The sequence below is a fragment of the Demequina lutea genome (assembly GCF_013409005.1).
Taxonomy (GTDB): Bacteria; Actinomycetota; Actinomycetes; order Actinomycetales; family Demequinaceae; genus Demequina; species Demequina lutea.
Genome location: NZ_JACBZO010000001.1, coordinates 365,853 through 389,038, shown reverse-complemented (window position 1 = coordinate 389,038; position 23,186 = coordinate 365,853). Strand labels below are relative to the sequence as shown.

Genomic DNA, 23,186 nt, shown 5'->3' with positions numbered 1-23,186 from the left:
ATGTCAATACCTCACCCGGGGATCGATGATCGCGGCAATGACGTCGACGATGAAGTTGGTGACCGCCACGATCACGGCCAGCAAGGCGACGATGCCCTGGACGGCCACGAAGTCCCTGGCTTGCAGGTACTGGGCGAGTTGGAAGCCCAGGCCCTTCCACTCGAACGTGGTCTCGGTCAGCACCGCGCCGCTGAGTAGCAAGGCAACCTGCAGCCCCATCACCGTGACGATGGGGATGAGCGCAGGCTTGTACGCGTGCTTGCGCAACAGGCGCCTCTCGGACACTCCGCGAGACCTGGCCGCCTCCACATAGCCCGCCCCGAAGGTCGAAATCACATTGGTGCGCACCAGACGCAGGAAGACTCCGGCCGTCAGCATCCCCAGCGCGAGGGCTGGCAGGATCGCGTGCTGAAGCACGTCCCCCACGACGGCGGGGTCGCCCGTGCGGATGGCGTCGATGATGTAGATGCCGGTGGGATGGTGGACCTTTTGCAAGGTGAGTTCGGTGCGCGTCGAGGCGCGGCCAGCCACCGGAAGCACGTTGAGCCACACAGCGAAGATGAGCTTTAAGAGCAGCCCGGCGAAGAACACGGGAGTGGCGTATGCCAGGATCGCGCCGATGCGCAACACGGCATCGGGAGCCTTGTCCCTGCGATGCGCCGCGATCCGACCTAGCGGGATGCCCACGATGAACGCGACCGCGAGCGCGTAGACGGCCAGTTCGAGCGTCGCGCCTCCGAAGTGGGTAAGCACTTGGGTCACGGGCCGATGGTCGGACAGCGTGGTTCCGAAGTTGCCGTGGAGCAAGTCCCGCAAGTATTCGACGTACTGAACGAGGATGGGGCGGTCGTATCCGGCCTGATGGATGCGTTCCGCCAGCTGATCGGCGGGCAACTTGCCGCCTTGCGCCGCGGTGATCGGGTCACCGGTAGCGCGCATCAGCACGAAGACAGTGGTCACCAGGATGAACACGGTGGGGATGATAAGAAGCGCCCGGATCACCAGGTACCGCCCAAGCGAGCCGCCCGACTTCGCGCGGCGCACCTTGGGTACCTTCTGATCAACGGGCGTGGTCATGCTCGGGTCCTCAATGTCCACGTGGGGACTCTACAGGGGTGCGTGAAGACGACGGCGTGGGGAGCCGGTTGCCCGGCCCCCCACGCCTCGCGATCAGCTCTTGGAAATGGCACCGTAGCGGAACTTGAACGATGCATCCAAGGTGTCCTGTACACCAGAGACATTGGCGCCGGTGACTGCCACCTGAGCACCCTGCAACAGGGGCAAGGTGGACAGGTCCGCGGCGACGGCATCCTGGATCTGCCCAATGAGAGCGGTGCGGGCGGCCGGGTCGACTGTGACCGCCTGCTTCAGGATCATGTCGTTCACTGCCTGGTTGGAGTAGTGGTTACCCAGGAAGTTGTCCTTCAGGAAGAACGGCGACAGGTAGTTGTCGGCGTCCGAGTAGTCCGGGAACCAACCCAGCTGGTAGGCCGGGTAGACGTCCGCGGTGCGGTCCTTGGCGTACTGGACCCACTCGGTGGACTGCAGGTTGACCGAGAACAGACCGCTCGACTCGAGCTGGTCCTTGACCAGGGCGTACTCGTCTGCCGACGAGGGTCCGTAGTGGTCGGAGTTGTACTGCAGGTCCAACTTGACGGGCGTGGTGACTCCGGCATCGGCCAAGGTCTTCTTGGCCTTAGCGGCGTCGGGTCCACCCGAGCCATCGCCGTACATGCCCTTGAGCGACTCGGTCGCGCCGGTGAGCCCTGCTGGAACGTAGGAGTACAGCGGCTTGTACGTGTCCTTGTAGACCTGCGTCGCGATCTCCTGACGGTTGACGAGGTCGGCGACTGCCTGGCGAACCGCCAGGGACTTCGCCGCGTCAGCGTCGGCCGTCGTGGCGCCATACGGCATCGTGTTGAAGTTGAAGACGATGTAGCGGATCTCGCCGCCTGGACCGTCAACGACCTTCACTTTGCTGTCACCGCGGAGGTCCGCGATGTCGGTGGCGGACAACGAGCGGAACGCCACATCGATGTTGCCCTGCTGGATGTCCAGCTTGAGGTTCGACGCGTCGGTGTAGTACTTGACGTCAACGTTCGCCGTCTTGGGAGCCCCAAGCACGCCCTGGTAGTCAGGGTTGGCCTTGTAGCTGATGAGGTTGTTCATGTCATAGCTGGTGATGACGTACGGGCCAGCGAATGCGTTGCCCGCCACGATGTCGGCATCGGGCGTCAGCGCGTCGGCAGCAAAGACCTGTTCGTCAACGATCGGGCCTGCGGGGCTCGACAGAATCTGCGGGAAGACCTGGTCGTTCGCCGACTTGAGGTGGAAGACCACCGTCGTGGCGTCGGGAGCGTCCACGCTGTCGAGGTTGTACAGCAGCGAGCCCGGTCCGTTGCCGTTGTCGGCGCCCGAGGCGAAGATCGCCATCTGACGGTCGAACGAGAACTTCACATCGGAGGATGTCAGGTCGTGTCCGTTGGCGAACTTCAGGCCCGGCTTCAACTTGACCGTGTAGTCGGTCCCCGAGGTGAACTCAGCAGACACGGCGATGTCGGGCTTGACGTCCGACGTGCCATACGGCGAGTTCATCAGGAACGGGTACACCTGGTTCATGACGGCAAACGAGCCGTTGTCGTACGAGCCGGCCGGGTCGATCGTGGTGATCTTGTCCGTGGTGCCGATGATGATCGACGACTGAGTCGATCCTCCACCGGCGGAATCGGATGCGCTGGCGGTCTTGTCACCACCTGAGCAAGCGGCGAGGGCTAGCGTCGCCATGGCGATGCCAGCGACAAGCGCCGCGCGACGGTTGCTAAACGAGGGCAACATCAAAAACCTTCTCTCGTGGGAGTGTTCGCGCGGATGCACTACGACCACGCGATTATCAATAATTAGCACAATGCGCGCGTCGTGTTTAGGTAAGTACCCAGGTATTTACACTCCGGCAACAAATGGCGCGGCCTACCCCGCACGTCGTGGCCAAACCGTGATCTTCGCGACGGTCGCCTCGCGACCCATTTGGCGCCTTGGCGCCAGCCCTACGCTCGCGACATTTGCCCCTCGATCGCGCCATCACCATCCGCAAGCCCGCCCGACGCTGCCCGTCACCTCGGGCGTTGGCACCCACGCCGGGGCTGCGGGCCACTTGTAGGCTGAGGCCGTGAAGCGCGCCGACCAGGCCCAGGAGAAGTGGTTCCGTCGACCCCTCGCGCTGATCGCACTGATCGTCCTGGCCAGCGCGATGGGTGTCGCCGCCATCCTCGAGCGGGGCGAGCCCTCCCCCTGGCCGCTCCCCACCCTCATAGGTCTCTTCTACGCGACGCAATACCTGCCGCGCCCGATGGCGATAGGGGGATCGCTCTTCGCGAGCGCCTCCTTCTTCGCGGCCTCGGTTGGCGTCGTTTCGGAGGGTGCGCTCTCCCCCAGGGCCCTGCTGTTGTTCCAGGTGCCGCTCATCGTGGGCGCTATCGGCATCGCGATCGGCACCCAGCGCGACTACCGCCTCGCCGCCGAGGAGCGGGCATTGCGCGCGGAGGAGTCGCGCGACAGCGATTCCAGGCGCCGCGTGGCGGACGAACGACTGCGCATCGCGCGCGATCTCCACGACGTGATCGCCCACCACATGGCGGTCATCAAGGTCCAGTCGAGCGCCGCTCAGCACCTGCTGCGCGACGACCCAGACGCGGCCGCTAAGGCGCTCGCGAATGTGGTCGACTCGAGCCGCGATGCGCTCGAGGAGCTGCACGTGATGGTCGGGGTCTTGCGCTCGGAGCCCGACGACGACGACGAGTCCACGCGGCCCGCACCCGGACTGGGCCAGCTCGACGCCCTCATCGCGCAGTCCTCCGCCGCGGGGCTCGCCGTGAGGCGACGCGACTCCGGTGCGGCGCGGCCGCTGTCGCCCACGCTCGACCTGGTTGCCTACCGCATCGTCCAGGAGGCGCTGACGAACGCGGGTAAGCACGGCGATGCCACCGCCGACGTGTCCCTGAGTTTCGACCCACGGCGACTCACCATCGTCGTCTCAAATCCAATCCCCCGACAGGTGCTCGACTCCGAGACGGCAGACGGCGAGGGCTTCGGTCTCGTGGGAATGCGCGAGCGGGCCGCCGCGGTCGGTGGAACCCTGTCCGCGGGCCGCTCCGGGGGATTCTTTGTGGTCACCGCGACGCTGCCTGCCGCGAACGGGGGCGAGCAGTCGTGACGCTGCGCATCCTGATCGCCGACGACCAGGCCCTGATCCGCGCGGGCTTCCAGGCCATCATCGACTCCACGCCGGACCTCGAGGTCGTCGGCCTTGCCGAGAACGGCGAGGAGGCCCTCGCGATGGTGCGGAAGACACACGTCGACGTGGTCCTGATGGACATCCGCATGCCCGTGATGGACGGTCTCGAGGCGACGAGCCGGATCATGACCGACCCGACCCTGGGACACGTCAAGGTGCTCGTCCTCACCACCTTCGAGCTTGACGCGCTCGTGCTGCAGGCCATGCGGGCGGGCGCGAGCGGTTTTCTTGGCAAGGACGTCGACCCCGAGGACCTCCTGCATGCCTTGCGGGTGGTCGCGGCCGGCGAGGCGTTGCTGTCGCCGCGTGCCACGCGGGCCCTCGTGGAGAACTTCATCGCCCAGCCCAGCACGGGGGACGCTCCGTCCGCCGAGGTGGATGTGCTGACGGAGCGCGAGCGCGAAGTAGTGGTGCTGGTCGCCACGGGCCTCAGCAACGATGAGATCGCACGTCGGCTCGTCATCTCGCCCTTGACGGCGAAGACCCATGTGAGCAGGGCCATGACCAAGATCGCGGCGCGCGACCGCGCTCAACTCGTGGTGTTCGCGTACCAGTCGGGGCTCATGAGCCCGGCGGCCTCGGGGTAGGTACTCCCAGGGGAGTACGCCCAAGTGTCTCCTCAGGGACGACGACGACGAGGCGAAACCGGCGAACGATGGGTGACATACCGGTACGACCGGTCCCCCAACGCGAGGTCGCCATGATCGAAGTCGAATACCTGTCCAAACATTACGGTTCCATCGCCGCGCTCGACGGAATGAACTTCACCGTTCGCCCCGGAATCGTCACCGGGTTCCTTGGCCCCAACGGCGCGGGGAAGTCCACGTCGATGCGCGTCATCCTGGGCCTCGACAAGGCCGACTCCGGTCGCGCCACCGTCAACGGCAAGGATTACCGCGACCTGGCCGCCCCCCTTCACGAGATCGGCGCGCTGCTTGAGGCCAAGTCGGTCGAGGGCAGCCGCACGGCACGCAATCAACTGCGCGGAATCGCCGCGACCCATGGCATCGGCGACGCCCGCGTCGATGAGGTGCTGCACATGGTGGGACTCACCGACGTGGCGCATCACCGACTGCGCACCTTCTCCCTGGGCATGAGCCAGCGCCTCGGCATCGCAATCGCGCTGCTGGGCGATCCTGCGGTCGTGATGCTCGACGAGCCCGCCAACGGCCTCGACCCCGACGGCATCAAGTGGATCCGCGAGTTGCTGCGGGGCTTGGCCGACGAGGGCCGCACCGTGTTTGTGTCGTCGCACCTCATGAGCGAGATGGCGCTCACCGCAGACCACCTCATCGTGGTGGGAGCCGGCCGCGTGCTGGCCGACGTCTCGATGTCCGAGTTTGTCTCTGGTGCATCGGCTGGAAGCGTGCTGGTCCGCTCCCCGCAGGCGCAAAAGTTGCGCGGAATCATCGGCGCCGACGGGGTCACCGTGACGTCCACCTCAGCCACCGAGCTCGAGGTCTCTGGACGGTCTGCCGCCAGCATCGGCGAGATCGCCGCGTCGGCCGGCCTCGTGCTCCACGAGCTCGCCACCCGCTCTCCCTCTCTCGAGCAGGCCTTCATGGAACTCACCAACTCGACGGTGGCCTACCACGGCGATTCCGGGACCGCCCACCACGCCGCCTCCACCGCAGCAGCCTCGACCTCAAAGGACCCCTCATGACCACCCTGGCCACCCGCGCCCCGTCTGCCTCCCCCACGACACGCAGTGGCGCGACCTGGCCGCGCGCCGCGCGGTCCGAATGGATCAAGTTCTGGAGCGTGCGCTCCACCGTGTGGACGCTGCTGAGCGCCGTGATCGTCATCCCGGTTGTCGGCATGATGATCTCTGCGGTGATCACAGGGGACGTCACTCGTCAAGGGGGTGCGGGCCCCGGCCCCGGTTCCCGCCTCGGCGGCGGTTCCCCTCTCGATGCGTCTCTCGCCGCCGTGGATTTCGGCGTCCTCATCGTGGGCGTGCTCGGCGTCCTTGTGGGGTCGCGCGAGTATTCGACGGGACAAATTCGCACCACGCTCCAGGCCGTGCCGCACCGCCTCACCGTGCTCGGCGCCAAGGCGCTTGTCACGGGGTCCGTGGTGTTCGGGGCGATGCTCGTCGCCGTGTTGGCGGCATTCTTCGGAGGACAGGCCATCCTGTCCTCGGGGGGCCACGCCTCGGCGTCCATCACGGATAGCGGCTCGTTGCAGGCCCTGCTGGGGGCCGCGTTCTACCTCGCCGGCGTATCTCTCATTGGCGTGGCGCTCGGGTTTCTGTTGCGCTCGACCGCGGGAGCGATCGGCACGCTTATCGCGGCGCTGATGATCGTTCCCGGCATTTTGGGCCTGCTGCTGCCCAGCAGTTGGTCCGGAGTCTTGGACTATCTGCCCGGCGCGGCGGGCGACGCGATGCGCGGAGTGTCGAACTACACCGGCTCGCTGGGGGCGTGGGCCGGCCTGCTGGTGTTCGTCGCCTGGGTCGTGGCGCTGCTCGCTGGCGCAGGTGCGGTGCTCAAGCGCAGGGACGCCTGATCTAAGTGAATGGTGCGGCGGCCCCACGGGGGCCGCCGCATTTGACACCTCCCGGGGAATACCCGGGGTCCCCAGGCGCTTCCTTACACATGGCCCTACATCACACCCAGTTCGACACCATCGTCATCGGCGGCGGCCAGGCGGGCCCGTCGCTGGCCTCCAAACTCGACGCTCGCGGAGAGAAGGTGGCCGTGTTTCAGGAGGGGCCCTTCGGCGGCACCTGCCTGAACGATGGCTGCCGGCCAACCAAGGCCCTGCGTGCCTCAGCCCACGCGGCCCACGCGGCGCGCACGGCCGCACCGTACGGCGTCCATGTCGACGGCGTGACCGTCAACGTTGCCGAGGCCGTCGACCGAAAGGACTCCATCATCGGCGCCTGGCGCGACGGCGCGACGGACTATTACGAGAACCACGAGACCATCAGTTACGTCACCGCCCGCGCTCGCCTCACCGGCAAGGACGGCGACAACTACCTGGTGACGTTCGGCGACAAGACAGTGACGGCGCCCCGCATCATCCTCAACCCCGGTGCACGCTCCGTTCCTCCCCCCATTGAGGGCCTCGACGCCGTCGATTTCCTGGACCACCACACGCTGCTGGACCTCAAGGAGGCGCCGGGGCACCTCGTCGTCATCGGCGGCTCCTACATCGGACTCGAGCTGGGCCAGGTGTGGTCGCGCTTCGGCTCCAAGGTGACGATCCTCGAGCACGGCGAACACATCATTTCTCGCGAGGACACCGACGTGTCCGATGCCATTGCGGCGATGCTGCGCGACGAGGGCCTCGACGTGCGCACGGGAGTCACCATCGATCGCGTCGAGGCCGACGGCGGCGGCGCCGTGGTGGTCCTGGGCGACGGCGAGCGCCTCTCTTGCGACCGCATCCTGGTGGCCGCAGGCCGCATCCCCAACAGCGACGACCTCGGCCTCGCCACGGTAGGAGTCGCGACCGACAAGCGCGGCTACATCACCACCGACGAGCACTTCCTGACTTCCGCCCCCGGCATCTTCGCTGTGGGAGACGTGAACGGCCGCGGCGCCTTCACGCACACGAGCTATCAGGACCACGAGATCCTGGCGGATCACCTCGCGGGCGGCGACCGCACCGTCGCGGGGCGCATTCCGACCTACGCCCTCTTCACCGACCCGCCGCTCGGCCGCGTCGGCATGACCGAGGCGCAGGCCCGCGCGGCGGGCGTCAACATCACGGTGTCCAACTACGAGATGGCCTCCGTGACCAGGGCGGCACTCGACGGCATCACGCCGGGAATGATTCGCTTGGTCGTTGACGCCGATGCGGACCGCCTGGTGGGCGCCGCGATCTTCGGGCTACACGGAGACGAGGTCATCCAGGCGCTGTCGCTCCTGATGCACGTGGACGCCCCAGCGTCGGCGCTTGCCACCTGGTTGCCGATCCACCCCACGGTCGCCGAGTTCCTGCCGACCATCTACGGGGGCCTCGAGCCCGCCTAGCCGTACTCACTTCACCCCGCTGCCCGCGCGGCGCGCGTGGCGACATTGGCTCATGGCGGGTGACGGCAAGATCGGCCTGTGGCCCGTCGTTGCCATCGGCGTGGGCGGCATGGTGGGCGGCGGCATCTTCGCGGTGCTTGGGCTCGCGGTGCAGCTGGCACACGGCGGCACTCCCCTAGCGTTCGCGATCGCGGGCGTCGTGGCGCTGCTGACCGCGTACTCCTCGTCAAGCTCTCGCTCGCGTACCCGGGCAAGGGCGGAACGGTGACGTTCCTCAACCGCGCCTTCGGCCCAGGCCCCATCACCGGGGGCCTCAACCTGTTGAGCGCCCAAGCCATCGGGAAGGCCGAGAACTGGATCGTCGCGCTCAAGATCGCGATCCTCGGGGTGTTCGTGGTGGTCGGCGTGTTCGCTATCGACCCTGCACGGCTCGCGGTCGGCCAATGGTCGCCCGTGATCCAGGTTGCCGCGGGCGGCATGATCATCTTCCTGGCATACGAGGGTTTTGAGCTCATCGCCAACACGGCCGACGACATTCGCGACCCCAAGCACAATCTGCCCCGCGCCTACTTCATCGCCGTGGGATTCGTCATGGTCCTTTACGTGCTCGTGTCCGCCGTGACGGTCGGGGCGCTCGACGTGCAGAGCATCGTCAACGCCAAGGACTTCGCCCTCGCGGAAGCCGCCAAGCCTTTCCTCGGCCAGGCCGGCTTCACCCTCATCGCCATCGCCGCGATGCTCTCCACGGCATCGGCCATCAACGCCACCCTGTACGGCTCCGCGCGTCTCAGCTACGCGATCGCGAAGGACGGGGAACTCCCCAAGCAACTCGAGCGAAAGGTGTGGGGTCGCCCGGTCGAGGGACTGCTAGGGCTAGCGGCCACCATCGAGGGCGCGTTTCAACTCACCGAGCGTCGGCCGCTCCGCCTGCCTCGCTAGCCGGCGATGCCGGGCGCCGCGGTCAGGCGCCGTTGCCTGAAATCAAGCCAGCCCGAGGTGGCAACCACCAGTCCGAGCGTCACCAGGCCGAGGCACGCTCCCGCGAGGACATCGGTCACAAAGTGGTAGCCCAAGTAAAGCCGTGACCCGCCGACGAGCGCGATGATCAGCACCGATCCCACGGTCAACGCCATGAAACGCCGACGCCCACGCGGTCCGCTCCATGCCAGGTAGGCGAGCGTCAGCACCAGGGTCGCGGCGCCCGCTGTGTGCCCCGAAGGGAACGAGAAGGACGTCTCAAGGCCAGGAATCACCTGCAGGCTGGCGGGCGGGCGGGGCCGATGCACGATCGCCTTGACAACAAACGCAATGACCGTCGATGTCACCATCGCCCCCACCAGGAGCGCCGGGTTGCGCCACTGCTTCGTGGCCAGCCACCACGCGAGACACGCGACCCCCACCAGGATCGGCAAGATCCCAGGACCAAATGCGTTGGTCACCCACGTGAGCACCGTAGTGAGCCACGGAGTGCGCTCCCTCGCCAAACCCGAGAGGACCGGCTGGTCCACGAAGTAGAGGTCGTCCCTCTCCAGGAACTGATTGAGCACGGCCACGAAGGCAACAACCCCGACACCCGTGAGCAGCAGCCCCGGAAACAGGGCCCTGACCATGGGAGACCGGATGCGATCAAAGAAGGTCCGAGTCATCGGACCAGCCTAGGAGAGTTTCCTCTCCGCGTGCGCGCACGCGCCCCTTCTAGACGGCGCGCTCGCGCGCACCGGCGTCGTCGGGGTCTCCCTCGAGGTGAACCTCCGGAACGATCCGCCCAAGCCAACGCGGCAGCCACCAGGCGGCCTTGCCCAGCAGCGTCATGATGGCGGGCACCAGCGTCATGCGGACAACGAACGCGTCCACCAGGACCCCGAACGCCATGGCGAAGCCCATCGACTTGATGATGACGTCGTTGTCGAGCAGGAAGCCGAGGAAGACCGAGCCCATGATGAGCGCCGCCGCCGTCACCACGCGCGCCGAGTGCGAGTGACCCTGCACGATGGCCGGTGTCGGCTCGGCGCCAGCGAGGTGCTCCTCGCGCATGCGGCTCACCAGGAACACCTCGTAGTCCATGGCAAGGCCAAACAGGATGCCGATGGTGAGGATCGGTAGGAAGGCCACGATCGGCCCGCTGTAGGTCACGCCAAAGAGGCTCTTGAGCCAGCCCCACTGGAACACGGCGACCACCGCGCCGAAGGTCGCGGCGAGAGAGAGCAGGAATCCCGCGAGCGCTTTCAACGGAATCAGGATCGAGCGGAACACGATCACGAGCAGCAGCAGCGCAAGTCCCACGACGACGGTCAAGTAGATGGGCAGCGCGTGAGCAATGCCATCGGACACGTCGATGCGGATGGCGGTCTCGCCCGTGACGCCCAGCTTGATGCTTCCGGCGGGGGTGATCGCGCGGATGTGGTGCACCAATTGCTCGGTCGCCACCGAGTCGGGCCCGCCCGATGGAATCACCTGGATGAGGTAGGCGCTTCCGTCCGCGCTCGGTATCGCCGGCGAGACGAAGACCACGTTGTCGAGCTTGGCAACCTGCGCCGCGGCGGCAGCCGCATCGGCTGCTCCCGTCGCCGGATCGGTGGTCTCGGCCAAGATCACGATCGGGCCGTTGAAGCCGGGGCCGAATCCCTTGGCGAGCAGGTCGTATCCCTTGCGCGCCGAACTCTGCTCCGGCTGAGACCTCTCGGAAGGCAGTCCCAGACGCAAGTCGACTGCGGGAATCGCGATGGCCCCGAGCATCGCCACCACACCGACGACGGTGATGAGGGGGTGCTTGGTCACGAATGAGATGCCGCGGCCCGTAGACGGCTCGGCCTCGACGTGGGTCCCAGCCGCCACGGTGGCACGCAGCTTGCGCGGCAGGATACGCACACCGGCGAGCGAAAGCACTGCGGGCAGCAACGTGAGAGCCGCTACGACGGCGAGGGCGACCGTGCCAGCCGCCGCGTTGCCCATCACCGTGAGGAACGGGATTTTCGCGATGAAGAGGGCCAGAAGGGCGAGAACGACGGTGGAGCCCGCAAATACCACGGCCGCGCCCGCCGTGCCGATGGCCCTCGCGATCGAGGCGTTGACGCTCATCCCCGAAATCAACTGAGCCCTATGCCTGGCGACGATGAAGAGCGAATAGTCGATACCCACCGCGAGCCCGAGCATAAGCGCGAGGATGGGCGCAGTCGAGCCGATGGACGTGAAGCCCGTGAGCGCGTACACCGTGCCCACTCCGGCGCCGACGGCCGCGATTCCCGTCATGAACGGCAGGACGGCTCCGACCAGGGATCGGAAAGTGATGAGGAGGACGAAGATGGCCACGACGGCCCCGAGGGCCTCGCCGATGCCGCCACCGGGGGTGGTCTGCGCCACGTAGGCCGTACCCGCGTATTCGACCTCGAGTCCAGCGGCCGCGATGGGCGCGGTCGCCTGCTGGGCCCGGTCGAGGGTCGTGGCGGGGAGGCTGGCGGCCGGCAGCTTGTAGTTCACCGTGATGTACGCGATCGACTTATCCTGCGAGACGCCCCTCGCCTTGAACGGGTCGGACACGGCCGCCACGTTAGGAAGCCCACCGAGCGCACTCACCGCCTCAGAGACGGCTGCTGCGTTGGCGGGATCGGCCAGCGTTTGCCCGGCCGGGGCGGCGATGACGACCGTACCCGTCGCGCCCGACGATGCGGGGAACTCCTTGCCAAGCTGCTCCAGGGTCTGCACCGAGGGCGTTCCTGGGATCGAGAAGGCGTCGTCGGTCGGCTGGTGCAACGTGATGGCGGCGGCACCGATGCCGGCCAGAACGGCGAGCCACACGCCGATGACGAGCCAGTGGCGACGGGCGCTGAATGCTCCGACGGCGTGCAAGAGAGAACCCACGACGACTCCTGAGTGAGGGGGAAAGGTCGCGCATCGTCGCGCATGAGACAGGCAGAGCGAGTTCAGAAACTTGCACTGACTGCAACAATACATGGTTGCGGCCTAGAATGTGCAGATGACATCGGCCACCGAGGGACGTCGCGAAAGCAAGAGGCGCGAGACCCGCGATGCGCTCATCGCATCGGCAACAAGCCTCTTCGCCGAGCGCGGCTACCAGGCCACCACCATCGCCGCGATTGCGGCGGGCGCCGGAGTCGCACCGCGCACCTTCTTTGGCTACTTCCCCACCAAGGAGGCCGTGCTCTTTTGGCCGTTCGACGTGCTCGCCGCCAATCTCGAGGAGGCACTCTCGGACGGGCCGGACGACGCTCTCACCACGCTGCGCACCTGGGCGCACGCGCACTCCGCATGGTTTGACACCGACTTTCGCGATCTGCGGCGTCTCATCGAGACGGCGTCCCAGGAAAACCACACCGTGGCGATCACGGGACTCCTCTTCATCCAGCGCCTGTCTGTGGCGGTCGCGTCGCGACTCAGGCTGGACCTCGGCGTCGGGCCAGACGACGCGATGCCCGACATGGCGGCGGCGGCGGCCGTTGCGGCGCTGACGGTGGCGCTGCCGATGGGCATGGCGTGCCGCTCGACCGACGGCCCTCCCGACCTGTCGCGAAACCTGCTCGACGATCTTGACACCGCGATCGGCTTTGCGCGCGCGGGGCTCGAGGCGACCCGACCGGTGCGCGCCTAGAAGCCTTGCCGCGGCACGTCGCACTAGCCGTCGGTGTGTGCGAGCATCCAGGCCGGCGTGACGACGCGCCGTCGTGGTAATCGGTCGCGCGTCACGCCCCTCAGCACCCAGTCCCTTTGCCGCTCGCCATGCGCGCGCAGCCATGCCACCATGGAGCCATGACCAACCACCTCGAGGACACGTCTGCTGACCCAGAAGGCGAATTTGGCTACGACTCGATCGCGGTTCCCTTGGTGGACGACATCGGTTTTGGAGTGGCCGACGTCATCTCGTCGGGTGTGGGACCCGCGCTTACCAGGCCGATTCCCGATCACGTGTCGCATCTCCTTCACGATGCAGTCGCTCCGGCAGCGGACGCGGACGGCGAGCAGACCGAGCCCCCTCCCCCTCCAGCGCCCCCGGCGACGCCCGCACCCGCCTCCGTGTATGCGCCCATGGATTGGCCCGTTCCCGATGACGAGGAGCCGCGGCAACCAGAGCGGCCCATGTCGCCGCTCGATCCGACGACGGAGTCCATCGCGATCGCCACGTCCGAAGAGACCTTCGCGGTGCCCTTGATGCCCAGCCCAGTCCAGCCACACGAGGAGCCTCACGACACACTTCCCGCCAAACGGTTCCTCGATCGCGAACTGTCGTGGCTCGCCTTCAACGAACGCGTTCTTGAACTCGCGGAGGATCCCCGAACACCTCTGCTGGAGCGCGCGCGATTCTTGGCGATCTTCGCGTCGAATCTCGACGAATTCTTTATGGTGCGCGTCGCGGGCCTCAAGCGTCGCATTGCGGCAGGATTCGCCGTGCCGAGTGCGACGGGAATGAGCCCCACCCGCCTCGTAGAGATGCTGACGGACAACGCCCACGAGCTCATGGATAGGCACGCCAGGGTCTTCCACGACGACGTGCGCCCCGCCATGGCGGCCGAGGGCATTCACCTGGCGCGCCACGAGGACCTTGAGGACGCGGAGCAAGGACGCCTCCGCAAGCTCTTCCGGTCCGACATCTTCCCCGTACTGACGCCGCTCGCGGTGGACCCCGCCCATCCATTCCCGTATATCTCCGGCCTGTCCCTCAACCTTGCCGTCGAGATCCGCGACCCCGACACGGGAAAGGACTACTTCGCCCGCGTCAAGGTCCCGGAGACGCTTCCCCGCTTCCTGTCCGTCGACTCTCACGGCAAGGCCTCGCAGGTCACCGACGCATCCACCCTGTCCGACGAGCCCCGCAGCTTTGTGCCGCTCGAGGACGTCATCTCCGCCCACCTTGATTACCTCTTCCCCGGAATGGAGGTCGTCAACAGTTACGCCTTCCGCGTCACGCGAAACGAAGACGTCGAGGTCGAAGAGGACGATGCGGAGAACCTCCTCAAGGCGATGGAGCGGGAGCTCCTGCGGCGCCGCTTTGGCCCCGCGGTCCGGCTCGAGGTTGCCGAGGGTCTGAGCCCCAAGGTTCGCGAGCTCTTGGTACGCGAGCTAGGCATTTCCGATTCGGATGTCTACGACCTGCCCGCCCCCCTCGACCTGCGTGGTCTCGAGGTCATGGCGGACCTCGACAGGCCGCGGCTGCAGTTCCCCGCGTTCCGCCCTACGACTCACCACAAGCTCGCGCCAGTGGAAACCGCCGATGAACAGAACATCTTCGACGCCATCAGCCGGTCCGACGTCCTGTTGCACCACCCCTACGACTCGTTCTCGACGTCGGTCCAGGCGTTCTTGGCGCAGGCCGCAGTCGATCCGAGGGTGCTCGCGATCAAGCAGACGCTGTATCGCACCTCGGGCGACAGCCCGATCGTCGACGCCCTCATTGAGGCCGCGCGCAACGGCAAGCAGGTGCTCGCCCTCGTGGAGATCAAGGCCCGCTTTGACGAGCAGCGCAACATCTCGTGGGCCCGCAAGCTCGAGCAGGCTGGGGTGCATGTGGTGTACGGCCTCGTGGGTCTCAAGACACACTGCAAGTTGCTGCTCGTGGTGCGCCAAGAGGACGATGGCTTGCACCGGTATTGCCACATCGGCACCGGCAATTACCACCCCCGCACGGCGAGGCTCTACGAGGACTACGGCCTGCTCACCAAGGACGCCGATGTCGGCTCGGACCTCACCAAGCTCTTCAACCAGCTGTCGGGTTACGCCCCGAAGGCCAAGTTCCGTCGCCTCCTGGTAGCCCCTACCTCCGTACGCGCCGGCCTCATCGATCTGATCGATGCCGAGGCGACTCGAGCCCGAGAGGGCGGCGAGGCCTGGGTCAAGATCAAGATCAACTCGGTGGTCGACGAGAAGGTCATCGACGCCCTCTATCGCGCCTCTCGGGCCGGCGTCCAAGTGGACCTCGTCATCCGTGGGATTTGCGCCATTAGGCCCGGCGTTCCAGGGCTGAGCGAGAACATCAGGGTGCGATCGGTACTCGGTCGGTTCCTGGAGCACTCGCGCGTCTTCGCGTTCAGGGGCGACGACGATCCCATCGTGTTCATCGGCTCCGCCGATCTCATGCACCGCAACCTGGACCGCCGCATCGAGGCGCTCATCTCAATCTCCGACCCGGACCAGCGTGAGCTCCTGATCGAGAACATCGATCTCGCGATGTCGGAAGACGTGGCGGCGTGGGAGCTCGCGGCGAACGGCGACTGGACCGTCACCACGATGGGAAGCGGGGGCGAGCCTCTCCGCGACCTTCAGGAGATATACATCGAACGTCAACCCAAGCGCAGGACCTCACGCAAGTGAAGACATTCGCTACCGACGCCGTGCTCGCGGCGGGCGCCCTCGTGTGGCGAGAACGCGAGGGGCAACTCGAGGTGCTCGCGGTTCACCGCCCGCGTTACAACGACTGGTCGTGGCCCAAGGGCAAGCTCGACCCCGGCGAAACGATGCCCGCGTGTGCCGTGAGGGAAGTTGCCGAAGAGACTCGCGTGACGATCGACCTCGGCGTGCCCCTGCCGACGCTGCGGTACCCGATCGCCGGCGGGAAGATCAAGGTGGTGCGGTACTGGGCCGCTCAAGAGACGTCGCCCGACGCCCCCGCCGCATCGGCGCGGGAGCCCGTCAAGGCCGCCACCAAGCACGAGATCGACGAGATTGCTTGGCTCACGGTGGAAGAGGCCAGGGAGCGCATCACCTTTCATGATGACCTGAGGCCGCTCGAGCGCCTGATCGAGGAGCATGCTGCGGGTCGGCTGAAGACCAGGGTCTTCATTGTGGCGAGACACGCGCGTGCCCAGCGTCGCAAGGCCTGGCAAGGAGCCGACGAACGTCGACCCCTCACCACGGGCGGTGCCGCACGCGCCATGCAGCTCAAGGACCTCTTCGCCGCGTTCGGCACCGTTCGGATCGTGTCGTCGGCGGCGGTGCGCTGCGTGCAAACGGTCAACCCCTACGCACAGGCCGCGGGGCTTCCCGTGCGCGGTTACGAGTCGCTCACGGAAGAGGCTCACCGCACACATCCTGACTCCACCGCCGCGACGTACGCTGCCTTGCTTGGCAAGCGGCGCAGCCGCGTCGTGTGCGTGCACCGTCCCACGCTGCCCACGATGGTGGCGCTCCTTCGGTCTCGCATCACTGGCAAGACGAGGGGGGCTCTTCCACGCACGATGCCGTTCCTGCCGGCGGGTGGCGTACTGGTGGCACATGTGATGGACCACGACGGGCATCCACGGATTGTCGCCATAGAGACGCACCTGCTCAAACCCACCTTGTAGCAACGCGGGGCCCGCCCCGATTGCGTAGAGATAAGGGACGCCGAGCCGGGAGCGCCAGTCGGCGCAAAGGCCGCTCGAGGCGGCTGGTATTGGAGCCCGGGGCTGCCGCGGCCCGACGTCACTCCTAGGATACGCGAGGTCGAGTCGGGTGACGCCCTAGTGGCTATCGCCGCGGAGAATTACTCGAGCAGGTCCTTGCGCCAGAGCGCGGCGCAGCGCTCGAGGTCCTCTCCCGTACGCAGCAGCTGGGCCGCGCGCAGCGTCGACTGATGAGCGCGAGCGTCGGCGTGACCCTCATCCGACTGGGCCTCGAAAGCCGCACCCGTGGCGACGACGCGGCAGAAGGCTCCCGCGCGATCGAGGGCCAACGCAAGGTCGCCCTGGAATACTCCGGTAAGGATCAGATCGGCGAGGCGCTTGACCTCGTCGGGACCGGGAGGGTCCTCGACGCCCGCGATCGCGTGACGCACTTGCGCCGCGTTGACGCCGTGGTGGTACGAACGTGCCACCGCGTCCGCTGAGAATTGGACCCACTCGCGCAGCATGTAGATGCGCCAGAGCGCGCCAGGGAGCGTGTGCGGCTCCGCCTTCGACCACATCATCGCGACGGTGTCGATGCCCTCTTCGTCGACGAGACGCACGAGGCGCGCGGTGAGTTCGGGATCGCTTGACTCACGGGCTCCCGCCACGAGCGCCGCTGCGGATTCATGCGCGACGAGTGCCTTGTCCAAGGGGTCGATGTCGCCCTCGATTTGTTCGGCCTCTTCCATGTCGAGCATGGCGGGGCGGCGGTAGCGTCGTTGTTCGACCACTTAGACGGCCCCTCCCGCGTCGGAGTCGGCGTCGCCTTCGTCAAACGTGAGGGACACCGAGTTAATGCAGAAACGGTCACCCGTTGGCGTTTGCGGCGCGTCGGGGAACACGTGGCCCAAATGCGAGTCGCAGGCGGCGCACCGCGCCTCGACGCGAACCATCCCGTGGGTGTTGTCCTCGAGCAGCGTCACCGCGTCGTTCTCGGCCTGGAAGAAGGACGGCCAACCGCAATGGGAGTCGAACTTGGTGTCGGACCGGAACAGTTCGGTCCCGCACGCGCGACAGCGGTAGATGCCCGCTCGCTTCTCTTCGAGCAACTCTCCGGTCCAGGGGCGCTCGGTCTCGGCCTCGCGCAACACCTTGAACTCGAAGTCGCCCAACTGGGCGCGCCACTCGGCATCGGTCTTGATGATTTTGTTCGGGGACATCTTCGCTCCTTCACCATCCACGGTACCGGGCCGCGCGCGCGACGACTTCCGCGCGGAGACAACAGACCCGCCAGAGTGCGAGACCCACGGAAAGCAACGAACGCAGGCGCCCGGCTTCTGAGGGGGGGGGTAGAAGCCGGGCGCCACGCAGTTCAATTGTCTCCCCGTGAGGCTCGCGCCTTGGCGGGTACAAATGCTCCAACGTGACGGGTTCCCGGAATGTTCCCGGGCTGACGGCGATTCGGCACATGACTTTTGGCGAGGACTGCCGATACTCGCCATGCCATTTTGCGAGATGGCGGGGTCGACGCGCGTGCCACACTTGCGGGGTGACGCCACCTCAGTCCGGGCCCATCCCGGCGTCTGGGAGCGGCGCGGCCAACGGCGGCCCCGTGCTGGGCATCGGCCGCCAACAATGGGTCGACTCGTGGTCGGGGCTCAAGGCGATCGCGCCCCTCATGCCCGGCTCCGCGGCATTCGGGTTGGCCTTTGGCGCGCTCATTCCCGCGGCCGGAGTCAACGGCTGGACGGGAGTCTTTGCCTCTGCCTCAGTGATGGCGGGCGCGAGCCAGATCTCGATCATCGAGTCGGTGAAGGCGAACGCGCCGGCCTTCATCGCCGTGCTCACGGCGCTCATCATCAACGCGCGCTTCGCCCTGTATTCCGCCGCGCTCGGGCCGGTGTTCGCCTCATTTCCCCGCCGGTGGAAACTCGGCCTCGCGCATCTCATGACCGACCAGGCCGCCGTGGTGGCGCTCCAAAACGCCCAACGGTATCCGGACCCCGTTCGCCGACGCTGGTTCATCCTTGGCGGCGCGCTGCCGTTCGTGCTCGTGTGGATGGTGGGCTCCGTCGTCGGCATCCTCGCGGGCCCGATCATCCCCGCCTCCTGGAACATCGGCTTCATCGTGCCGCTCATGTTCATTGCCGTCATGGTGCCTGTGCTTCGCAAGCCCGAGGAGCTCGTCGGCCTCGGCGTGACCGCCGCCGTGGTGCTGCTGTCCAGGGGGATGCCCTTCGGCCTCAACGTCCTGACCGGAATCGTTGCGGGCCTCATCGCGGGTACGTTCTTCGCCGAGTTTGCCGATGCCCGACGCGCGCGGCGCGGGGAACACCAGGACACCGTGGTCGAGGCTGCCGAGCATGAGGCCGGTGAGGCAATGTGACCGTCTTCCTCATCTTCCTTGCCGCCGCCGTCGGCACCTACCTCATCCGAGTTTCAGGCATCGCGCTGCTGAGCGACCCCGAGAGGTTGCCCCCGCGCCTGCGACGCGCGCTCGCCCTCGTGGCGCCCACCGCGCTGGGCGCCATCATCGTGAATTCGCTGTTCCTCGACGAGGGCCAGTGGCGGGCCTTCGGCGCGTGGCACCTTGCGGCCGCGGTGGCAATCGGTGTCGCGCTGTGGAGGCGTTCGGCCGGATGGGCCATGACAGCGGGCGCCGTCGCGTTCGCGCTGCTCTTGGTCGCGGGGCTCTGACCGGAAGTTATCGAGACGGCGGCGCCCGATGCTTATCACTCGGCGCTCCGCCGTCCATCGCGCTACCGTGAGAGTGAGCCGCGAGGACCAACCGCGAGCGCCAGGCAACTCGTCGGTGAGGCACGCTGCCACAGGAGGCCGCGATGGATGTTTCCGCCCACATTCTGGCCGTCGTTGCGACGGCCACGATCGCCCTCGCTGGCTGTACCTCGGGGGGTGGCGCCTCGTCGAGCGGTGCCTCGTCGGCTGGCAGTGCGTCGCCATCGACCACACCCGTCGCGACGCTGAGCGCCTCCCCGTCGCCGTCCGCCCCAGCGCCCTCTGCGTCCGCTGCCACGGGTGACTGCTCGACGGACGGAATCGTCCCCGGCCGCCTCGGCTGCCTCGACACCAACCTGCCCGTGGCAGGCAACCCCGGAGAGTCCGCCGTCTCCTGGGAGGCGGATCACTGCTCGGCGGGCGACGGGCGCTTCGTCTTCACCGCCGCACCTACCCTGGTGGGACTCGGAGGGGAGGGCGGAGGCAAGGTCGGCCGCATCGACGTGTACGACCCGTCGCTCACCACCGCCGAGGGCATCCACGTCGGCTCGACAGCTGCGGACGTCGCCACCGCATACCCGGCCCACCCGGCCGTCACCTCGTTCTCCGGCACCAAGCTCGTGGTGCTCACGGGTGCGGAGGGATTTGTCACGATAGAGCTCGCCGACGGCTGGGGCGCCGAACCTTGGACCGTGGCCAACATCCGGATCTACGCCACCGACCAGGATGCGAACGTGCCCGTGTACGGCACCGAGGATTTCGCCGGCGCCTGCCCGATGGACTTCTAACGCAGCGCGGACGGTTGGGACGTTGAGACATGTGGGCGAAATCGGTCCCGTGACACACTAGGCCGGTGACCGAGCGTGACGCCTTCTCCCTGCGCGTGCCCCGGCACCTTCGCCACGAGGCGGCGCGCGGCGCCAAAGAGATGCTTCCGCTGTCGGTGGGCGGCGCCGTATTTGGCCTGGCCATGGGCGCGCTCATCACCTCATCGACCACGATCCGGCCTTGGGCTGGCGCCATCGGCACCTGGACCCTCAACGCCGGTGCGGCACAGTTGGCCCTCATGGACCTGCTCGAGCGCGGCGCGCCGTGGCTCATCATCCTGGGCACCGTCGCGGTGGTGCAGGCCAGGTTCGCGTTGTACTCGGCGTCGCTCGCCCACATTTACAAGGACTTCCCGCGCCGATGGCGCATCGTGCTGGCGTATCTGCTCACCGACCAGGCCGCGGCACTCGAGAAGCACTTCACCCCCCTGCTCCCCGACCCGGTACGCCGGCGCTGGTTCTTTCTGGGAGGCGCGGCGCTCTTCACCGGCCTGGCGGCGGGCGGGGCGATGCTCGGCATCGTCATTGGCCCTGTCATCCCCTCGTCTTGGCAAATCGGCTTCATCGTCCCGCTCATGTTTCTCGCGATCATCCTGCGCACAGTGAGCGACAGGCCCAGCATCATGGCGGCGCTCATCGCGGTTGGGGTTGCCGTGGCGGCGCACTCGCTGCCCTACGGTTCGAACGTCATCGTCGCGACTGTTGCGGGCATCGGCGTCACTCGCTTGGTCGCCCCTGCGTCGTGGTACCGCGGCGCTCCAACGGGCGAGGAAGACGAACCCAGGGAGGGCACTCCATGAGCGCGCTCATCCTGTTCTTCCTGGCCTCCGCGCTCACGTTCGCGATCAAATACGCGGGGATCGCGCTGTTTGCGGGGGAACGCGAGCTGTCCCCCGGCTGGGCCCGCACCCTGGAACTCGCGGGTCCCGCCGCCATGGCCGCGATCGCCGCCAACACGCTGCTGCTGAGCGGGGGCGAATTCAGGGCGTTTGGTGCATGGCACCTGATGGCACTTGGCGCGGCAACCGTCGCCATCTGGAAGCGCGACACCAACTGGATTCTGCTCGCCGGAGCGGTGGCCTTTGCCGTCTTCCGTTTGCTGGGGATGTAGCGGAGCGGACGGCGCTGGCCAGCGCCGGGCCTAGTTCTTGCCCTCCCAGCCCGAGTGATTCATGCCCTGGCTGCGCTGCTGCTTCTGGACCTGAGCGGCGGGTGGCAACTTGGCGTCCGGGTTCTGATCGGTGCCCTTCTCGCCACGCGACTCGTTCTGCCAAGTGGGCGCACCCGCACTTTCCGGTCGGTGATCTGCCGCGTTGTCGACGTCAACCGGCTTGTCCTGGTCGTGATGCTCGTGATGCTCGTTTTCGGTCATCGTGAACTCCTTTCTTGGGAACGGTCGGCCACTAGTTCAACGATTGGGGGGGCGGCATGATCCCCCCAGGGCGCTATCGGGGCTCCGCGCGGTCGCCGGCGCACCGCACGCGGCGTCGATCGCCGACACGGCACCATGTGACACGCTACCGTCGACGCATGGTGAGGAATCGATGACCCGCGCGTGGAACGTTGCCGGGTACACCCCAGTCATCGTCGCGATGCTCGCCGCCGTGGTGGTCATCCTGCTCGTGGCTCGGGTCTCGGTGGCAAGGGGCGGCGCGCGGCTGGCGCTCAAGGCGACCATGTGGACGATGCTCGCGGCGACGGCTGGCGTGATCCTGGTGGCGACGATTGGCTTCAGCGTGGGCGACGCGGAGGCCGGCTCCCGGGTGAACATTCACCCTCTCGTCGAGATTAGGCGCGGGCTCAGGTCCTCCGCCTCGGACGCGACCATGGCGAACCTTTACGGCAATATTGCGATGTTCGTGCCCATCGGCGTGCTACTCGTGTGGCTGTGGACCTCGCCGCTCATCGCGCGAGTCATCATGGCGACCATCGCTGGAGCCGGCCTGTCGCTCATCATCGAATTAACCCAACTCACCCTGAGCCGCGTGGCCGACATCGACGACGTCATCCTCAACGGTTCTGGGGCGCTGCTTGGCGCGGTGGCCGCCGCCGTGGTGGTCGTGCTCCTTCGCGTCGTGAAGTGGGTCCGGCGGTGGTGGCGCGGGCGCGGCGCGACACCGGCCTAGGGGCCAGGCTTCCGCGGGTCTCCGCCTCGAAGTCACTGTCAAGAAGTCACTACTGGATCGACACCGACCTCGCGGACCCGCCTACGCCTGACGGCCGTCGTGACGCCAGTAGTGAGTTCTTCACGGACGGATTGCCGTAACTACCCCAGGTAGCGCTCCACAAGCGCAGGGACCGCCTCGTCGATCGGCTCACGGATGATCTCGGCCGCGTAGCGGTCGTATCCCGTTGGCTCCGCATTGACGATGATGAGGTCGGCCCCCGCCTCGACGGCAATGCCCGCGAGGCTCGCCACGGGAAAGACCGAGAGCGTGGTGCCAATCGCGATGAACACCTCGCAAGCCTGGGCCGCCTCAACCGCACGGTTCATCGCCTCGGCAGGCAGCACCTCGCCAAAGTAGACGATGTCCGGCTTGAGGATGCCCCCGCAACTGGCGCACGCCGGGTCCGGGTGGGCGCCCAAGTCGGCGAGGACGTCGGCCGTCGGCACGCCGCGACCGCACCGCTGGCACGACGTCGCGTGGAGGGTGCCGTGGAGTTCGACCACCGCGTCGTCCGGGGTGCCGGCGGCCTGCTGGAGCCCGTCGAAGTTCTGGGTGAGCACCTCGCCGAGCGACCCCGATGCGACCAGCCGGGTGAGCGCGAGGTGCGCCGCCGTCGGCGTGGCGCCAAGGGCAGGACTCTTGCTCCAATCGAGCCAACCGGCGACCCGCACCTCGGGATCACTCAGGAAGGCGTCGATGTCGAGCAACCGGGCGCGATCGGGGTGAAGGGTCCACACGCCGGCGGGGCCGCGAAAATCTGGAATGCCCGAGCCCGTCGAGATACCCGCGCCGGTCAACACTGCCAGCCTTGACGTGCGCAGCCGCGAGTGGTCCATCCTCGGAGCGTACGCCGGACCGCACCGGTGCTCGCG

General features: G+C 67.1%; 24 protein-coding genes. 16 read left to right on the top strand and 8 right to left on the bottom strand.

The window, feature by feature from the left end:
• Nucleotides 1-3: 3 nt before the first annotated feature.
• On the bottom strand, nucleotides 4-1,077 hold the full coding sequence (locus BKA03_RS01925; RefSeq protein WP_062074760.1) for an ABC transporter permease: 1,074 nt from the start codon (nucleotides 1,075-1,077) through the stop codon (nucleotides 4-6).
• Nucleotides 1,078-1,170: 93 nt separating this feature from the next.
• Entirely contained in the window at nucleotides 1,171-2,835 is a 1,665-nt protein-coding gene (locus BKA03_RS01920) for an ABC transporter substrate-binding protein (protein WP_062074761.1), read from the bottom strand.
• 331 nt (nucleotides 2,836-3,166) lie between these two features.
• Between BKA03_RS01920 and BKA03_RS01915 the strand changes: the two genes are divergently transcribed.
• The 7 genes from BKA03_RS01915 (at nucleotide 3,167) to BKA03_RS01890 (ending at nucleotide 9,210) form a co-directional block, all read left to right on the top strand.
• A complete protein-coding gene (locus BKA03_RS01915) occupies nucleotides 3,167-4,210 on the top strand; it encodes a sensor histidine kinase (RefSeq protein WP_062074762.1) in 1,044 nt (347 codons plus the stop codon).
• A complete protein-coding gene (locus tag BKA03_RS01910) occupies nucleotides 4,207-4,878 on the top strand; it encodes a response regulator transcription factor (RefSeq protein WP_062074763.1) in 672 nt (223 codons plus the stop codon). Before BKA03_RS01915 ends, BKA03_RS01910 begins: the two co-directional genes overlap by 4 nt.
• A gap of 113 nt (nucleotides 4,879-4,991) precedes the next feature.
• Nucleotides 4,992-5,954, top strand: a complete 963-nt coding sequence (locus BKA03_RS01905) for an ATP-binding cassette domain-containing protein (RefSeq protein WP_062074764.1) — start codon at nucleotides 4,992-4,994, stop codon at nucleotides 5,952-5,954.
• Nucleotides 5,951-6,799: an ABC-2 transporter permease gene (locus tag BKA03_RS01900; RefSeq protein WP_062074765.1), complete on the top strand. Its 849-nt coding sequence runs from the start codon at nucleotides 5,951-5,953 to the stop codon at nucleotides 6,797-6,799. The genes BKA03_RS01905 and BKA03_RS01900 overlap by 4 nt, the downstream gene beginning before the upstream one ends.
• An 89-nt stretch (nucleotides 6,800-6,888) precedes the next feature.
• On the top strand, nucleotides 6,889-8,271 hold the full coding sequence (locus BKA03_RS01895) for an FAD-dependent oxidoreductase (protein ID WP_062074766.1): 1,383 nt from the start codon (nucleotides 6,889-6,891) through the stop codon (nucleotides 8,269-8,271).
• Nucleotides 8,272-8,323: 52 nt separating this feature from the next.
• Nucleotides 8,324-8,539 carry a hypothetical protein gene (locus tag BKA03_RS14975; protein ID WP_062074767.1) on the top strand — a complete coding sequence of 72 codons (216 nt, stop codon included), beginning with the start codon at nucleotides 8,324-8,326 and terminating at the stop codon, nucleotides 8,537-8,539.
• Entirely contained in the window at nucleotides 8,536-9,210 is a 675-nt protein-coding gene (locus tag BKA03_RS01890; RefSeq protein WP_062074768.1) for an APC family permease, read from the top strand. Before BKA03_RS14975 ends, BKA03_RS01890 begins: the two co-directional genes overlap by 4 nt.
• Here BKA03_RS01890 and BKA03_RS01885 read toward each other — a convergent pair.
• Both BKA03_RS01885 and BKA03_RS01880 read right to left on the bottom strand, forming a co-directional pair.
• Nucleotides 9,207-9,917: a phosphatase PAP2 family protein gene (locus BKA03_RS01885; RefSeq protein WP_062074769.1), complete on the bottom strand. Its 711-nt coding sequence runs from the start codon at nucleotides 9,915-9,917 to the stop codon at nucleotides 9,207-9,209. The genes BKA03_RS01890 and BKA03_RS01885 overlap by 4 nt on opposite strands.
• A gap of 49 nt (nucleotides 9,918-9,966) precedes the next feature.
• Nucleotides 9,967-12,129 (bottom strand): MMPL family transporter, encoded by a 2,163-nt coding sequence (locus BKA03_RS01880; protein WP_062074770.1) that lies wholly within the window; start codon nucleotides 12,127-12,129, stop codon nucleotides 9,967-9,969.
• A 115-nt stretch (nucleotides 12,130-12,244) separates the two neighbouring features.
• On the opposite strand from BKA03_RS01880, the gene BKA03_RS01875 reads away from it, so the two are divergent.
• The 3 genes from BKA03_RS01875 (at nucleotide 12,245) to BKA03_RS01865 (ending at nucleotide 16,562) form a co-directional block, all read left to right on the top strand.
• On the top strand, nucleotides 12,245-12,877 hold the full coding sequence (locus BKA03_RS01875; protein WP_062074771.1) for a TetR/AcrR family transcriptional regulator: 633 nt from the start codon (nucleotides 12,245-12,247) through the stop codon (nucleotides 12,875-12,877).
• A 557-nt stretch (nucleotides 12,878-13,434) separates the two neighbouring features.
• Nucleotides 13,435-15,591 (top strand): RNA degradosome polyphosphate kinase, encoded by a 2,157-nt coding sequence (locus BKA03_RS01870; protein WP_238579406.1) that lies wholly within the window; start codon nucleotides 13,435-13,437, stop codon nucleotides 15,589-15,591.
• A complete protein-coding gene (locus tag BKA03_RS01865) occupies nucleotides 15,588-16,562 on the top strand; it encodes an NUDIX hydrolase (protein ID WP_062074772.1) in 975 nt (324 codons plus the stop codon). The genes BKA03_RS01870 and BKA03_RS01865 overlap by 4 nt, the downstream gene beginning before the upstream one ends.
• A gap of 179 nt (nucleotides 16,563-16,741) precedes the next feature.
• Here the strand turns inward: BKA03_RS01865 and BKA03_RS01860 are convergent, their stop codons facing one another.
• Both BKA03_RS01860 and msrB read right to left on the bottom strand, forming a co-directional pair.
• The gene (locus tag BKA03_RS01860) at nucleotides 16,742-17,374 is read right to left on the bottom strand and encodes a hypothetical protein (RefSeq protein WP_238579397.1); all 633 of its coding nucleotides are present in this window, start codon (nucleotides 17,372-17,374) and stop codon (nucleotides 16,742-16,744) included.
• Nucleotides 17,375-17,803, bottom strand: a complete 429-nt coding sequence (gene msrB, locus BKA03_RS01855) for a peptide-methionine (R)-S-oxide reductase MsrB (protein WP_062074773.1) — start codon at nucleotides 17,801-17,803, stop codon at nucleotides 17,375-17,377.
• Between the two features lie 329 nt (nucleotides 17,804-18,132).
• On the opposite strand from msrB, the gene BKA03_RS01850 reads away from it, so the two are divergent.
• From BKA03_RS01850 to BKA03_RS01830, 5 genes are all read left to right on the top strand, one after another.
• Complete coding sequence (locus BKA03_RS01850; protein ID WP_179397649.1) at nucleotides 18,133-18,969, top strand: AzlC family ABC transporter permease; 837 nt, start codon at nucleotides 18,133-18,135, stop codon at nucleotides 18,967-18,969.
• Nucleotides 18,966-19,280 (top strand): AzlD domain-containing protein, encoded by a 315-nt coding sequence (locus BKA03_RS01845; protein ID WP_062074775.1) that lies wholly within the window; start codon nucleotides 18,966-18,968, stop codon nucleotides 19,278-19,280. The genes BKA03_RS01850 and BKA03_RS01845 overlap by 4 nt, the downstream gene beginning before the upstream one ends.
• 143 nt (nucleotides 19,281-19,423) lie before the next feature.
• Nucleotides 19,424-20,107 carry a hypothetical protein gene (locus BKA03_RS01840; RefSeq protein ID WP_062074776.1) on the top strand — a complete coding sequence of 228 codons (684 nt, stop codon included), beginning with the start codon at nucleotides 19,424-19,426 and terminating at the stop codon, nucleotides 20,105-20,107.
• A gap of 65 nt (nucleotides 20,108-20,172) precedes the next feature.
• A complete protein-coding gene (locus BKA03_RS01835) occupies nucleotides 20,173-20,946 on the top strand; it encodes an AzlC family ABC transporter permease (RefSeq protein WP_062074777.1) in 774 nt (257 codons plus the stop codon).
• A complete protein-coding gene (locus BKA03_RS01830) occupies nucleotides 20,943-21,257 on the top strand; it encodes an AzlD domain-containing protein (RefSeq protein ID WP_062074778.1) in 315 nt (104 codons plus the stop codon). The genes BKA03_RS01835 and BKA03_RS01830 overlap by 4 nt, the downstream gene beginning before the upstream one ends.
• 30 nt (nucleotides 21,258-21,287) lie before the next feature.
• On the opposite strand, the gene BKA03_RS01825 is transcribed toward BKA03_RS01830, so the two are convergent.
• Nucleotides 21,288-21,518 carry a hypothetical protein gene (locus BKA03_RS01825; RefSeq protein ID WP_062074779.1) on the bottom strand — a complete coding sequence of 77 codons (231 nt, stop codon included), beginning with the start codon at nucleotides 21,516-21,518 and terminating at the stop codon, nucleotides 21,288-21,290.
• Nucleotides 21,519-21,690: 172 nt separating this feature from the next.
• On the opposite strand from BKA03_RS01825, the gene BKA03_RS01820 reads away from it, so the two are divergent.
• Nucleotides 21,691-22,272 (top strand): VanZ family protein, encoded by a 582-nt coding sequence (locus BKA03_RS01820; RefSeq protein WP_062074780.1) that lies wholly within the window; start codon nucleotides 21,691-21,693, stop codon nucleotides 22,270-22,272.
• A gap of 140 nt (nucleotides 22,273-22,412) precedes the next feature.
• Here BKA03_RS01820 and BKA03_RS01815 read toward each other — a convergent pair whose 3' ends face one another.
• A complete protein-coding gene (locus BKA03_RS01815; protein WP_062074781.1) occupies nucleotides 22,413-23,150 on the bottom strand; it encodes an SIR2 family NAD-dependent protein deacylase in 738 nt (245 codons plus the stop codon).
• Between the last annotated feature and the right edge of the window lie 36 nt (nucleotides 23,151-23,186).